Origin of the sequence: Ningiella ruwaisensis, assembly GCF_004798935.1 — a bacterium.
GTDB lineage: Bacteria > Pseudomonadota > Gammaproteobacteria > Enterobacterales > Alteromonadaceae > Glaciecola > Glaciecola ruwaisensis.
Map to the genome: position 1 here is coordinate 38,758 of NZ_RAHT01000009.1, position 15,070 is coordinate 53,827.

At 43.8% G+C, this 15,070-nt stretch carries 12 protein-coding genes; 9 read left to right on the forward strand and 3 right to left on the reverse strand.

Translation table 11 applies throughout. The features are described from left to right. The first annotated feature begins 266 nt into the window (after positions 1-266). Positions 267-1,052, forward strand: a complete 786-nt coding sequence (gene dsbC, locus D6V41_RS16080; RefSeq protein ID WP_136252569.1) for a bifunctional protein-disulfide isomerase/oxidoreductase DsbC — start codon at positions 267-269, stop codon at positions 1,050-1,052. On the opposite strand, the gene D6V41_RS16085 is transcribed toward dsbC, so the two are convergent. The 3 genes from D6V41_RS16085 to pdsO form a co-directional block, all read right to left on the reverse strand. Then, positions 1,012-1,668, reverse strand: a complete 657-nt coding sequence (locus tag D6V41_RS16085; RefSeq protein ID WP_136252570.1) for a class GN sortase — start codon at positions 1,666-1,668, stop codon at positions 1,012-1,014. The two genes, dsbC and D6V41_RS16085, sit on opposite strands and share 41 nt — an antisense overlap. Continuing rightward, complete coding sequence (locus D6V41_RS16090; RefSeq protein ID WP_136252571.1) at positions 1,665-4,016, reverse strand: marine proteobacterial sortase target protein; 2,352 nt, start codon at positions 4,014-4,016, stop codon at positions 1,665-1,667. Before D6V41_RS16090 ends, D6V41_RS16085 begins: the two co-directional genes overlap by 4 nt. A gap of 108 nt (positions 4,017-4,124) precedes the next feature. Continuing rightward, on the reverse strand, positions 4,125-4,970 hold the full coding sequence (gene pdsO, locus D6V41_RS16095) for a sortase-associated OmpA-like protein PdsO (protein WP_168711065.1): 846 nt from the start codon (positions 4,968-4,970) through the stop codon (positions 4,125-4,127). Positions 4,971-5,253: 283 nt separating this feature from the next. Here pdsO and pdsR point away from each other — a divergent pair, with 283 nt between their 5' ends. The 8 genes from pdsR (at position 5,254) to rlmD (ending at position 15,009) form a co-directional block, all read left to right on the forward strand. Further along, positions 5,254-5,958 carry a proteobacterial dedicated sortase system response regulator gene (gene pdsR, locus D6V41_RS16100; protein WP_136252573.1) on the forward strand — a complete coding sequence of 235 codons (705 nt, stop codon included), beginning with the start codon at positions 5,254-5,256 and terminating at the stop codon, positions 5,956-5,958. Then, positions 5,952-8,153, forward strand: a complete 2,202-nt coding sequence (gene pdsS / locus D6V41_RS16105) for a proteobacterial dedicated sortase system histidine kinase (protein WP_136252574.1) — start codon at positions 5,952-5,954, stop codon at positions 8,151-8,153. The genes pdsR and pdsS overlap by 7 nt, the downstream gene beginning before the upstream one ends. A gap of 37 nt (positions 8,154-8,190) precedes the next feature. After that, the gene (locus D6V41_RS16110) at positions 8,191-9,822 is read left to right on the forward strand and encodes an FMN-binding glutamate synthase family protein (RefSeq protein WP_136252575.1); all 1,632 of its coding nucleotides are present in this window, start codon (positions 8,191-8,193) and stop codon (positions 9,820-9,822) included. A 4-nt stretch (positions 9,823-9,826) separates the two neighbouring features. Continuing rightward, entirely contained in the window at positions 9,827-11,569 is a 1,743-nt protein-coding gene (gene recJ, locus D6V41_RS16115) for a single-stranded-DNA-specific exonuclease RecJ (RefSeq protein WP_136252576.1), read from the forward strand. A gap of 48 nt (positions 11,570-11,617) precedes the next feature. Then, on the forward strand, positions 11,618-12,346 hold the full coding sequence (recO, locus tag D6V41_RS16120; RefSeq protein WP_136252577.1) for a DNA repair protein RecO: 729 nt from the start codon (positions 11,618-11,620) through the stop codon (positions 12,344-12,346). Between the two features lie 65 nt (positions 12,347-12,411). Beyond that, a complete protein-coding gene (pdxJ, locus tag D6V41_RS16125) occupies positions 12,412-13,161 on the forward strand; it encodes a pyridoxine 5'-phosphate synthase (RefSeq protein WP_136252578.1) in 750 nt (249 codons plus the stop codon). A 4-nt stretch (positions 13,162-13,165) separates the two neighbouring features. After that, complete coding sequence (gene acpS / locus D6V41_RS16130) at positions 13,166-13,546, forward strand: holo-ACP synthase (protein ID WP_136252579.1); 381 nt, start codon at positions 13,166-13,168, stop codon at positions 13,544-13,546. Positions 13,547-13,638: 92 nt separating this feature from the next. Continuing rightward, the gene (gene rlmD, locus D6V41_RS16135) at positions 13,639-15,009 is read left to right on the forward strand and encodes a 23S rRNA (uracil(1939)-C(5))-methyltransferase RlmD (protein WP_168711066.1); all 1,371 of its coding nucleotides are present in this window, start codon (positions 13,639-13,641) and stop codon (positions 15,007-15,009) included. Positions 15,010-15,070: the final 61 nt, after the last annotated feature.

The following is a 15,070-nucleotide window of genomic DNA, read 5'->3' on the forward strand; positions in this document are numbered from 1 at the left end:
ATACCTTGAAATCAAGTGGGTCGAATTAAAATGCGCAAGTTACTCAAACAGGCGGGGCAAACATCCAAGAAACTTTTTTAGATTTTTTTCATCAAATGTTCGCCTTTTTACGTAAACCTACGGATAACTGCTTATTGCCAGTCTTAGCATTTGCTATTATTTGTTATGAATTGGGTGACTTACACCCTGAAATTTAATCTTGATAAGCACGGTCTATCATTTTAACCAAAGCATTTTATCAATCAGTTTTTATTTGGACGTTTTACATGACAATAACTACACATCAAATCGCTTGCTCACGCCATACTTTTGTAGGTAGTCGATTAAATCGACTATTGGCACTGTTTTCTGCAAGTATTTTAACTCTCGTTTTTGCCTTTAGTGCTGACGCTCAAGTATCTGGAGAAAGAGATGAACTTGCTGCCGAGTTAAGCAAAAAGCTACAGTTGCGAATAGATTCGATTGCTGACTCTCAAGTGCCAGGCTTGCTTGAGCTATATACCGATCGAGGTTTGTTTTATGCCAGCGAAAGCGGAGATTATTTTCTGCAAGCAAGAGTCTATAGCCTCAAAGACGGAATTGTCGATGTAACTGAAGACAGTTTGAAGAAAATGCGTCTGGACGGTATAGAAAAGTTTGCCGATTCCGCCATTACCTTTAAGGCCGATAATGAAAAATACGTCGTGAATGTCTTCACTGACGCAACCTGTGGTTACTGTCGTAAGCTTCACAACGAAATGGATCAAATTAATGATTTGGGCATTACTGTGCGCTATTTGGCGTTTCCAAGAGCGGGCATAAATAGCCAGGTATATAAAGATGCGGTATCTATATGGTGCTCTGAAGACCCTCAAGACGCCATTACAAGAGCGAAAGCTGGAGAGCAGGTTGCCGATGCAAGTTGCGAAAACAAAGTCGCAGAGCAGTATAACTTTGGAAAACAAATCGGCGTGAATGGCACACCTAATATCATTCTTCCTGATGGCTCAGTTGTGCCGGGATATCAGCCTGCTAAAAACTTAGAGGCTGCCTTGCAACAAGCTGCGCTGTAGGCAATTCTATTGCTCTAACAACATAGCGAAACCTTGGGTTTATTTCGATTGACTCAAAAGGATAGCAGGTAATCAAAGTAAGCGCCGGCACGTTGGTCGGCGCAGTCACTTCAAACGCAGTTTCAGGCACAACCATGACGTCAGTCACCTGAAACTTTGTATGCGCATCTGCTTGTTCAAATGAAAAAATATCGCCTACTTTTACCTTTTTCAAATAAGCAAAATGGGTGTCTCGATGCCCCGCGATAACGACATTTTTACTTTGTTCCTTGTTAAAATTATCTGAAAAGTTCATAAGTGCTGATGGACCAAAGGCTAAGTTGCGCGTATTCAAGCCTGCAAGTACAAAGTCTTCATGGTCTTTATACTTTAATTTACCTATTATTTGAGTGTCGGCCCAAGGCCAGGGTCGCGCGATATGCGCAATCTTGTCTCTACCTGTGCCGGACTGCTTGTCTGGAAAAGTAAGTGCTCGCTCCCAGGCACTTTGCATCAGTTGCTGCGCGACTTCCGCCTTTAGCGGAATGTAAAGTCCTTTGCCAATGAGCAGCAGTGCACTTATCAACAGGGCGTAGAAGACACTTTGTTGCCAACAAGACGGTAGCCATCGACTCATCTGTTCACCTTTAGCGTCAATACTCTAAAACCTGTTAGTAATTTAAATAAAAGGGATAAGCCCAATACTAATGCGCCACTTATTACTAGCAATGCTGATGGTGTAGCAGTTTGCGGCAGGCTGACCTGTGCTGCTCGCCATGTTTGCGTTTGCAGGTCGGATAAATCCTGCTGCGTGTTTTTAAGCATGGCAAGATATTCTGCTGAGGGCTTATGGTTTTGTTCGTCAATTGCCAGCAGGCTTGTGTATTGGCTCACTAATTGAAACGCTAGCGCAGTTTCGGTGATTGCTTTTTCTGTCTGTTGCTTAAGTGTTAAATATGCTTCTCCCTGACCATGGCCAGGTTTTTGAGAGCGTAAAGCAAATTCCCGCTCGATACTGCGTATTTTTTGATAGCCCCAATGTTTATCTATACCGCTTTGATAGCTGATGGTTTTGGCTGGCAGCGCACTTTTCCAAAGTATGTCTTGTTCGTCAGCGTGAAGATTAGAATGCCAATTGGCTTGAAGATAAAACCCAGCGTTGTGTTGATCGCCTGAATCGATACGCTTTTGTCGATAAACAATATCGATTGGCTCATTTGCGTACACATCCGGGATGATGCGAGGATAAATTTCGGGTGCAGACGCCAGCTTATTTGCCGAAACTAACTGTATGTCGCTTAATACAGGACGTTTAATTTTGTCGAGCAAGCGCTGCATTTTTTCTTCGACGGTACTAAGATCGCCAATCAAGGTAAAGGTACCTCGCCCGGCAATCGCTGCTTCACTCATAAAATAGGCATTTGGCGCACTGCCAATTCCAACGGTAAATAACCGGCTTTGCTCTAGATTATTGGCAATTAACTGTATCAATTGTGCCTCGTTACTCACGCTTCCATCTGTGATAAACAGGATTTGATGTAGGCTTTCAGGCCGCTTGTTTCTGAGTGAAAACGCTAGCTCCAGCGCATCTTTCATTTCTGTCCCACCACTTGCTTGCAGGCTATTGATAAATGATTTTGCTTTTTGTTTGTTTTCAACAGTGGCGGCTTGCTCTGACTGAAACAATGCGCGAGAGCGACTATTAAATTCAATGATATTAAATCGCTCATTTGCCTTTAAATCATTTATCGCGGTAAAAATAGCTGACTTTGCCTGCTCGATTGAGTCTCCTACCATAGAGCCTGAGGTATCGAGAATAAAAGTTAGATCCCGCGCTGCGCCGATTAAAGAGGCTTTTGGTGGTAATACTTGAATGATGCCGTAATCGTAATCGCCGACTTGCTGAACGACATGACTGGCCTGAGGCTGCGCTAACTCGCCAAGGGTCCAATTTAGTACGAAATCTTTGGCGAGAGTCTTGGTTAAATTTTGGGATGAAGCAGAGGCATTTTGAAGCCTTATTTGGTAGCTATCGTCATTCAAATAGGCTACATCAATTTCATGATGTTCACTTTCAAAGTCAAATAAATCGCTTGCCATATTGATGTTCAGTTTGATATCCAGTTTGGTGTCGACAAGGGCCATCTCAATACTGGTGCTTTCTTCATCAGCTTCGCCGCTTAGTGAATGAAGCAGATCTTGATTCTCAGTCGCTCTTGCGTGCGGTGAATAACGAGGTGTAATTGCCGTGGGAATGACTAAGCTGTAGCGCCGCCCTTCATTTGATAATACCTGTTGATATTCAATAGTGACAATAATGGCGGTGTTCGGCGCAATATTAGCCACTTTATTTACAAATAGATTTGGGCGCAATTGATTAACAAGACTTGCGCTGTTTCCCGCTTGTTTAGCCTTTTCAAAGGCCTTTTTCGCCTCTTCTTTTTGTTTTATTACGCCTTCGATTTTTCGTGTGCCAATTTGCATTAACATGGCGTCAACTGCAGCATCCTCTGGAAGGGGAAACACAAACGTGCCGTGTTGCCATTTGTTTGACGGGTTTGTAAAGTGTTGCGTTACTCGCGTGCGGGCAATATTTCCACTGACACTGACATCAAACTCACTTTTTTCAAGTTTGGCGGCGAGCCAGGATGGTGGGGCGTTTTCGTCATCTTTCGCTGCTTGCCCGCTATCACTTTGAAGGTAAAAACCTCCGCGACCGCTGGCATATATATTGTTGATAATATGCGCCTGTGTGATGTGGTGCTCAGTTCCGTTATCGCCCAGGTTAATAAGCGCCTTGATTGTGTTTTTTTCATCGATGTTGCTTGCACTATTTTGTAAATCATGGCGCTCGGCAGCGCTTTTTTTATTGATTAATGAATAGGCAGAATTGCTTGCCTGACTGATTGCTGATTCAAATGCGCTTACTACTGCGATGATACTTGCAGCAGCCAAGACCAGCATTATTTTTTTCGTATTGGTCATTTGAAGGCTTCCTAATATGGCCCTAAAGCAAGAGTGAAATGGGCCAGCACTTTAGGACAAGCCCAATAAATTGCTTCGTTAACTAAACAGACGTTATGATTTTCACGCTTAGCGAGCTTCGTTTTTGCCAGAGCTTGTATGACTAGAACCAAGTTCTGAAGCCGCCTGCAAACTTTTCTGGTTTGGACCTACCTGAAGCGTCACGCGCCGGTCAAAAAATAGCGCTTCAGGATTAACAGCCGATTGACCGACAAGCTCGTCTCTTTGGATTTCACCTTGCGCAAACATGCTAAATTGACTGTTTTTCACATTTTGAGAAAGTAAGTACTCCTTAACAGCTTGTGCACGTTTTTGTGATAAGGTTTTGTTATAAGCTGAGTCGCCACGAACATCGGCAAAGCCTGTGAGTGAAACATGCAATTCAGGATACTTTCTAAGCAGGGCAGCGAGGCTATCTAGTTGCTGAGTAAATGCATCTTCTACTAAAAATGAAGCCGTTTTAAACTGAATGCTCGATTCTAATGTTGGGAGCGCGCGCAACCATTCTGTCGCCGCTTTATCGTCAAAATTGGCCATCTGAAGCATTTGTGTTTTTTCAAGTTCTTCGAAATCATTTTGAAGCGCGTACAAGGCATTCTCTTTTTGTTTTAAATCGCTTTGCAAAGTTAAGATTTCGCCGGCCTGCATGTCGATTTCACTATCATTATTGACATCATTAGCGATAAAAATGCCAAACAGCGCGCCAATAATGCCACCCACCGGTCCACCTATAATTGAGCCCGTGACAGCACCTGAGCCTAGCCCAATTAACTCGTTGCGTTGTTCTTTTTTAATCAAGGGTTTGTCGGGTGTTTGCGCGTTTTCATCAGCGGTTGTTTGTTGCGCCTGGGCCTGACTAAAAGCGCCAGTGCTTAACAATACGGTAAGTGTGCTTGCTAAAAGTAATTTTTTCATTGTATCTACCTTTTTTGATGTTGCGGCTACATGCCTAAGTTGATAAAGCTTGGTCTGTACAAAATGCACAGTTGGCGTTGCTTGAGTGCTATTACACACAAACAAAATGGCAATTCGAGGCATCAAAAATGGCAATGTGACGATCAATTGTGGCGAAAAAATGGAAATTGTCGCTCTGGTCTTTGCTTTAAACAAAATTTCGTTATAGTGGCTGCATCAGCCGGGTGAATCGTATTTTCAATGAACCCTAGCGGGACACGTTGAAACTTGCAGGATAAACATCATGCCTAAAACCATTGCTTTAGTAGAAGATGATATTGCGCTACGCGAAAATTATATTGCGGCCTTATCCAGGCAGGGCTATGACATTAATGCGTATGCAACACGACCTGCGGCAGAGCAAGCGTTTGCGAAGGCCTTACCTGATTTAGCGATTATCGATATTGGTCTTGAAGATGAGATTGATGGTGGGTTTGCACTTTGTCAGCAATTAAGAAGTCTGTCGAAAACACTTCCTATCATCTTTTTTACGGCTCGCGATAATGACTACGATACTATTTGCGGTTTGCGTATGGGGGCAGATGATTATTTGACAAAAGATATCAGCCTGCCGCATTTATTAGCCAGAATAGCAGCCCTTTTCAGGCGTAACGCGCTATTACAGTCAAATAGTCCAGTTCATGATAACGAGGATTTAGTAGAAAATGGAAAGTTGCGTATTGATGTAAATCGTATGACCGTCAATTGGGATAGGCAAGCAGTAGAGCTCACTGTCACTGAATTTTGGATGTTACATGCGATTGCAAAATATGCTGGTCACGTAAAAAGTCGCCAGCAGTTAATGGATGAGTCAAAAATGGTGGTGGATGACACCACTATTACGTCACACATTAAGCGAATTCGCAAAAAATTCGTTGAAATTGACCCTGAGTTCGACTGCATTGAAACGGTGTATGGCATGGGTTACCGCTGGAAGTCAGCATGCTAAAGCGTTTTGGTTTAGGGCTTAGAACAAAGCTACTTTTATTTTCCTCCTTTTTATTTGTGATCCCTTATTTGGGATATCAATTTGTTTGGGAGTTGGAAACCTATCTTCGAATCGGCCAGGAGCAAACACTTGTGGGCACTGCTCGAGCTGTAGCAACTGCATTGCATGAACGCCCGGCATTATTTGACAATCAATCGGCATTTTTATCGGATGTGCGCCCCAGTAAAGATTTATATGCCCACCGCATACAATATCCAATTCAGTTAGATGGCCGCCTGTCAGACTGGCAAGATTATCGTGCTTTAAGTTTACGCTATGGCGCAGAAAATTTAATTGAACAGAGCGCCGTTTACTCACCTGAAAGTCTTAATTTTGAACATATGGTGGGTCAATACGAAAACTTTTTATATGCGATGTTTGATGTGACCGACGACAAGGTGTTATTTCGACCTCAAAATGCCTTGCGAATTGATCGCAATGATTTTGTGCAAATTGCTTTGGTAAATGCGATGGGCGAGTTCAGGCGTTACGCAATCGCACCATACTCTGAAGGGTGGGTGAATGCTTACGCACTTGATACCGAATCCAGTGGCATAAATCCTCTTTCACTTGAAACCAAAATTCAAGGACAGTGGCGTAATACTGAAAAGGGCTATCAATTGGAACTACGTTTCCCCCTAGATATGGTTTCAAGTAATATTGCTTTTGCAATTTCAGATGTCGATGATCCTCAATCAAGGCGCGTGAAATATGTAATGGGTACAGCCAATCCGGCAAAGTCGGATGATCTAGGCACAGTGTTAGTGCCGTCACCTGAGATAGAGCGGATCATAAGAGGTCTACAGTATTCAAATGCTCGCGTGTGGGTGGTAGACAATCACATGCGCGTTTTAGCGCGCTCTGGCAATATCCAAAGCGCAAAAGGCGTACAAGAAGTAAATAGCTACGACGAGCAGGCCATAAAGCAAGACACAAATGATGCAAGGGCTGAGTCAACAAACACAGGACTTTGGCAGCGTTTTGAGCAAGCGATTTTGCTTCCATTGTATTATAAAATTTTAACTAAACCGCCTGCTGAATTTATTGACGATTTATCTGATGCTTTTGCGCTACAAGGTCAAGATATTGCAAATGCACTATCAGGTCGCCCCGATACACTTTGGCGCTTAAGTCCTGATAACAAAGCCGTCATTTTGTCCGCAGCGCATCCTATATATATTGATAACGAGGTGCGCGGTGCTGTAGTGGTTGAGCAAACCACCCATGGTATTCGTACTTTGCGAAATCAGGCGCTAGAAAAACAATTTAACTTCATTCTCGCGGTAATTCTGCTTGGCATTATTTCCTTGTTTTTAATTGCCTCGCGTATTTCTTCACGCATTCGGCGTTTGCGAGACAATACCGAAAATGCCATTGATGCCAGCGGTAAAATTGTAGGGCAAATTGTTCCATCTAATTCAGCCGATGAAATTGGTGATTTGTCGAGAAGCTTTCACCAAGTACTTGGCAAACTCAGTCAGTACAATCATTATCTGGAAAATATGGCTTCACGCTTATCTCACGAGCTGCGAACTCCCGTTGCCATTGTTAACTCCTCGCTGGACAACTTAATGCTCGACCCAGATGCAGCAGACAGACATATATACGTGGAGCGGGCCAAGCAGGGGATTTCGCGCTTAAGTAAGATCCTGAATAATATGAGTGAGGCAACGCGTCTCGAAGAAGCTATCAAGCGCAGCGAAGCACAAAAATTCATGCTTGCAGAAGTTCTTAGCGGATGCATTGATGGCTATCGCATGACCCACCCGGAATTCACTTTTGTATATGAAAATGAATTACCTGATGCCAGTTTACGGGGTTCGCCAGAACTCTTTGCGCAAATGCTGGATAAAATTCTGAGTAATGCCATCGACTTTTCAGAACATAAAGATCCAATCATTGTACGCGTATTTGAAAAGCAAAAAGCAATAGCGGTATCTGTAAGTAACCGTGGCGCTTTGCTACCTGATAATATGAAGCATCAACTGCTTGATTCAATGGTATCGGTTAGAGAAGGTAAGTCGTCGTCTTCTTCCCATTTAGGGCTTGGACTTTACATTGCGCATATGATTGTCAAGTATCATGGCGGTGAATTGAGCATCGATAACTTGCCTGATCACACCGGCGTGATTGTCTTAATGCGTTTTCCGACTTAGACTGAGCACATATTTTTTCTGATTTTTAAGGATTTTAATGGCTATCATCATAATAATTACGGTGGTGCTAATGAATGTGCTGATTGTTGGCCTTTCTTTTATTAGCCCGCTATTTTGGTGGCTATTGCCGTTTAGTTTGGGTTTTTTAATACTTGGCATTCATGATGTGCTTCAGACTCGACATGCGCTTTGGTGTAACTTCCCAATCGTGGCGCGCGGACGCTGGTTTATGGAAGAAATTCGCCCCTTTGTACAACAGTATTTTATTGAATCAGAAACAGACGGCGCGCCGATAAGCCGTATGTTTCGTTCAATCGTCTATCAACGAGCAAAAAACAATCGTGATACTGTGCCTTTCGGTACACAGCTCGATACTTATCGAACCGGTTATGAGTGGATTGGCCATTCAATTTCTGCTTACAATGTCAAAGATATGGATTGCCAGCCGAGAGTCAAAATCGGCGCTAAACACTGTTTGCAGCCCTATCATGCAAGTATTCTGAATATTTCCGCCATGAGTTTTGGTTCACTAAGTCAAAATGCCTTACTTGCATTGAATGAAGGCGCCAAAAAAGGGGGGTTTTATCATAATACGGGTGAGGGAGGCATAAGCCCTTATCATCAAAAGCATGGTGGCGACTTGGTCTGGCAGGTGGGAACCGGTTACTTTGGCTGTCGAACAAAAGATGGAAAGTTTGATGCGGATCTTTTTGCAAAAGCCGCCAGCGACCCACAAGTTAAAATGATCGAAATTAAGCTTTCACAAGGCGCCAAGCCAGGTCATGGCGGCATTCTGCCTGCGAGTAAAAATACCATTGAGATTGCAGAAATTCGTGGTGTGGAGCCAGGGACTGAAGTTGATTCTCCGCCTTTTCACACTGCTTTTACCACGCCAATCGGTTTGATTGAGTTTATACAGCAATTAAGAAAGCTTTCGGGGGGCAAACCAATAGGGTTTAAGCTGGCAATTGGCAGAAAGTCAGAGTTTATGGCAATTTGTAAAGCCATGCGTCAGTTAGACGATGGCCCAGACTTTATAACAGTCGATGGTGGAGAAGGCGGCACGGGAGCTGCTCCCTTGGAATATTCAAATTCCATTGGCTCACCTTTAAGAGAAGCGCTTGCTTTTGTAGATGATGCCTTAACAGGATTTGGTTTGCGTGAACAGGTAAAAATCATTGCCAGCGGAAAGATCATCTCTGGTTTTCATTTGGTTAAAAATTTAAGCCTGGGCGCTGACATATGTAACAGCGCTCGTGGTATGATGCTGGCGCTTGGTTGTGTTCAGTCTTTAAGTTGTAACACTAATCGATGTCCAACGGGCGTGGCAACACAAAATCCTGCACTATTTAAAGGTTTGGTGCCTGAGGAAAAAGCAGAGCGAGTGTACCGCTTTCATGAAAAAACGGTGCATGCAGCGGTTGATATTATGTCTTCAGCCGGGATAGACCGACCAGAGTCTTTAAACAGAACGCACATTTTCAGGCGTGTCAGTCAACAAGACGTAAAGCGGTATGATGAAATATTTCCGCATGTTAAAACCGGCTCATTTGTAAGTGGTGATATTCCTGCTCGCTACAAGCTTGACTTTGAGGAGGCATCTGCAAATTCTTTCAAGCCAGCGGGACACCTGAGCGAAGTAGAGAGTCAAACAAAAGTGGTAGGATAGTCTCTTGTTAATCAAACATCGAAAGTTGCCAAATGAAGCTCCACTCGATCCGAAGCTTCCGCCTATTCTGGACCGTTTATTACGATTACGTGGGGTTCAAGACGCAAACGAAGTAAGCACGAAAGCTTCTCATCTACTGCATTTTAAAGATTTAAAAGGCATTTTTGCAGCAGCACAGCTATTACGTGATGCGGTGATTAATAATCAGACGATTTGCATTGTTGGCGATTTTGATGCCGATGGAGCTACCAGTACGGCACTTTGCATGTTAAGCCTGAGAGATCTCGGGCATCAGCCTGACAAATTACGTTATATTGTGCCAAACCGATTTGACTTTGGATACGGTTTAACGCCACCGGTGGTCGACATGGCGCATCAGCAAGGTGCAGACCTTATAATGACCGTCGACAACGGTATTTCAAGTGTTGAGGGTGTTGCACATGCCAAAGCAAAGGGAATTAAGGTTTTAATCAGCGATCATCATCTTGCCCCAAAAGAAGTGCCTCAAGCAGATGCCATTGTGAACCCAAACCAAGCGGACTGTTCGTTTAAAAGCAAGCATATTGCAGGGGTTGGCGTTGCGTTTTATGTGATGTCAGCGCTTAAGCACGCGCTTAATGAGGCAGGTTACTTTGCAGAGCGGCATTTAAGTGAACCAAATTTGGCGCAGTATCTGGACTTGGTTGCCCTTGGCACCGTTGCTGATGTAGTTCCGCTCGATCACAACAACCGTATTCTGGTGCATCAAGGTTTGCAGCGCATACGAGCTGGAAAGACGCGTCCAGGGATTCAGGCCCTGCTAGATGTAGCGAGTCGAAAAGCGCATCGGCTCGCCTCAAGCGATTTGGGCTTTGTTTTAGGCCCAAGATTAAACGCCGCCGGACGCATTAGCGATATGTCTGTGGGTATAGAGTGTTTAATAAGCGAGTCCTACGAACATGCTTACTCGCTTGCCACGCAACTGGATGCGCTAAATCGAGAGCGACGCAGCATCGAACAGCAGATGCAATTGCGCGCACAAGAGGCGCTTGAAAGTATCAGTCTAGATGAAAATACCCTTCCAGCAGCTATTGTTTTATTTGATGAGGACTTTCATCAAGGTGTGGTAGGAATTTTAGCCGGTCGGATAAAAGAAAAATACTTTCGGCCAACCATTGCTTTTGCGCTTGAAAATGAAACCCAGGCTGACTCGCCTGATGCGGTCCTCAAAGGTTCGGCGCGCTCAATCCCGGGCGTGCACATACGAGACGTATTAGAACGTGTGCATAGTCTTTATCCGGGACTTATTAATAAGTTTGGTGGTCATGCCATGGCAGCCGGTTTATCTTTGCCGCGAGCCAGTTTGGACGACTTTGAAAAGGCATTTTTACAATGCGCAGATGAAGCGATGCGAGGCTTGCCGAGCGCACAAACGCTAATGTCTGATGGCCCTCTAGACACAAATGAGTTACAGCTTGAAACGGCGCAACTGCTTAAAATGAGTATGCCTTGGGGGCAACAATTTGAAGAGCCATTGTTCGACGATGTATTTGAGATTATTCAGCAGCGCATTGTAGGTGAAAAGCACCTCAAGTTGATTGTCAAAAAAGACGAGCAAGTGTTCGATGCCATTGCCTTTAACGTGGATTTAACTGTGTGGCCAGACAAGCAGATACCACGCGTTCATCTAGCCTACCGTTTAGATGTTAATGAGTATCAAAATCAGGTTAGCGTGCAGTTACTGGTGAGTGATTTAGCGCCTTGTTAAGTACGGCTTTGTTAAAAATGCCTTCTCTCAAAAAGATAGGTCAGTAAAATGAGTAGATTGCAAGCTACAGGCTATGTGATACACCGACGACCTTACAGAGAAACGAGTTTGCTGGTGGATTTTTTTACGCGCCAGTATGGTCGTATAAGCGCGGTAGCAAAAGGCGCTCGAGGTAATAATAAGTCTGACCGAAAAAGCCTTATTCAACCGCTGCAGTTACTTTCATTTGAGCTGAGCGGTCGTACTCAGCTAAAAAACTTAGGGCTAGCTGAGGCATTGCAAAGTGCATGGCAATTAAAGGGCTCTTGTTTTTACAGTGCTTTTTATATGAATGAACTGCTTGTTAGAGCGCTGCCAGAAACCGAACCCGCCAGCCTGCTTTTTGAGCAATACCAGCAGTGTTTACAACAACTATCAGAGATCTCAAACGCCAGCGTTGAGCAAGCGCACAGTCTGGAAAGAATTGAAATCTGCCTGCGCAGCTTTGAGTTGATGTTACTGCAAGAACTCGGATATTTACCTGATTTTAGTCACGACGCTGAAACAGCCAAGCCAATTCAGGCCGATGGCTTTTATACCTTTATCGCAGAGCAAGGTTTTATATCTTGCCCTGCCTTACAGCCCTATGTTCTTAAAGGTGAAGACTTACTTGCGATAGATGCTAGACACTTCAGCAAAAGTGCTCGTAAAACGGCTAAATTTATCTGCCGCCAGGCGCTTTTGCCCATAATTGGTGACAAACCGCTTAAATCCAGAGAACTTTTTATCCAATCTTAGCAATCGATTCTGCGTTAAATTTGGTATCATACTTACCTTATGTAAATCCTCTTTAGGCCTGTTTAATGAAAGATATTCTTTTAGGTGTAAATATTGATCATATTGCTACCCTCAGAAACGCACGCGGGACCAATTATCCAGCCCCGGTTCACGCTGCAGATGTTGCTGAACGTGCTGGCGCAGATGGCATTACCGTGCATTTACGTGAAGATAGACGGCATATAAAAGACGAAGATGTATTCTTACTAAAACAAAGTATCAATACCCGCTTGAACCTGGAAATGGCAGTGACAGATGAAATGCTATCGATTGCGGCCAAGGTTTTACCGGCGTTTTGCTGCCTGGTTCCTGAAAAACGTGAGGAGCTTACCACTGAAGGTGGCTTGGATGTGGCTGGCAATTTGTCCAAAATTAAAGATGCCTGCTCACAGTTGCATGAACAAAACACGCAAGCTTCGCTTTTTATTGATGCAGATGAAAAACAAATAGAGGCATCAGTTGAAGCGGGGGCACCATACATTGAAATACACACCGGTCAATATGCCGAAGCAGCAGATGAATATACTGCGCAAAAAGAACTGGAAAAATTGATTGCAGGGATAGAGTACGCAGACAGGCTCGGTCTAAAAGTGAATGCCGGGCATGGTTTGCACTATCACAACGTTAAGCCTATTGCTGCTATTGAGCAGCTCATAGAGTTGAATATTGGGCATTCAATTATTGCCAGAGCTGCTTTTGATGGTTTGGACAAAGCGGTTAGGGATATGCGAGCGCTGATGCAAGAGGCGAGGGTTCAACTCGTAAATCGCAGGTAATCTCATGATTCTTGGAATTGGCACGGATATCGTTGAAATAGAGCGCATCGATCAATCGTTAAAAAAGTCTCATGCCCTTGCGCGAAGAGTGCTCACCGATAATGAATACGCCGAATTCGAGATCTCTTTGCATCCAAGCCGTTATCTGGCCAAAAAATTCGCCAGTAAAGAAGCCACAGTAAAAGCGATTGGAACAGGCATTGGATATGGAATGAGTTGGCAGCATATTGAAATTTCTCACGATGAAAAAGGCAAGCCTTTACTAATTGCACATGGTGCGTTTGACATTTGGTGCAAAGAGAATGGCGTCAATGCCATGCATATCAGTATTGCCGACGAGCAGGATTATGCTTCAGCCTTCGTTGTGATTGAAGCAAGCAAATAGGCAAGACTAGCCCTATGGTAAAATTTTATAAAGCGCCGAAATCTGGACTGAATGATACGAACAGGCGTAATTCATATCGCAGCAAGCGTCAGATGAAAAGCTCGCAAAATGCTAAGTCTTCAGTACAGATTGTTGTGGATATAGACGAGATAGATTATCACGGCAAAGGAATAGCCTTATCCACTACCCCAATTACCATTGTAGAAGATGCACTTCAGGGAGAACGTCTGAAAGTGCGGCTGACTCACCAAAGCAAGCAAGTGCAGTTTGCGACACCAGTTAAGATTGAAAAAGCTTCCTTAAAGCGTGTTGAGCCTTTTTGTCCTCATTATGATGAATGCGGCGGCTGCTCTATGCAATCAATGAGCGCGTCAAACGGCATAGCAATGAAAACGCGCGCATTAAAACGTCTGATGCAAACTAAGTTTGGTCTAGAAGACGAAGTGTTTATGCCCTCGGTATTGGCGGATATTGATTACGAAACATCGCTTGAGCAAAGGCGAGGCTACCGCCGTAAGGTACGAATTGCCATAGATGCGCGCAATCACAATAAAGTGCGCTTGGGATACAAGCAACAACATTCAAATCAAGTGGTGGATATCCGTTCTTGCAAAATCCTGGTTCCCGAACTGGAAATAAGCGTGCTGAGTTTACTGGCATCTTTAAGAGCGAGTGAAGATGGAGAACTATCAACAGAATCAGCACCAAAAGCGATTTTAAAAAAGCTGGGGCATATTGATGCAGCATCGCTAAAAACGGGTGTTGTAGTGCATATAAATGCAAGTAAACCATTATTTAGTAACGAGCTTGATTATTTTCAGCAATTGGCGCAAGCACTTAAATTACGTATACAAGTTAGCGAAAAAGGCCATAAAAAAGCAGATTATTGTGCCGAAAATGCCTTGCTCGCAATAGAAGATATAGCCGGCTTGTCCCTCGGTGTCGCTATCAACGATTTTTTCCAAATCAATGGGCCCGTCAACAGGAAAATGATAAATCAGGCGCTTGAGTGGCTTGCGCCTGACAGTAAGGCCATAGTTCACGACTTTTATTGTGGTATTGGAAATTTTAGCTTGGCACTGGCAAAGCACTGCGGGCAGGTCATTGCATATGAAGGTGTAAGTGAAATGACTGTGCGCGGCAAAGAAAACGCTGAACAAAACGAATTGAACAATTGTCAGTTTACCTGTCTAAACTTGTCAGATGAAAAAGCATTGTCATCTCTCAAGCTGAAAAGAGATGACCTTGTTTTATTAGATCCGGCTCGGGATGGCGCAAAGGCGCTTTGTGAAAAGTTAAGCGCTGAAAAAGTAAAGCGAATTGTTTATGTGTCGTGCAATCCAAGCACACTCATCCGTGATTTATCGATTTTAGCAACGCGCTATAAGATAAAAAAAATGTCGACCCTTGACATGTTTGCCTTCACCCAGCACCTTGAAACAATGGTCTTACTCGAATCATAATACATGATATCTGACAAAGGCCTCATTAATTAAATTTGACGGCAGGGAGCTTACGTTTCCC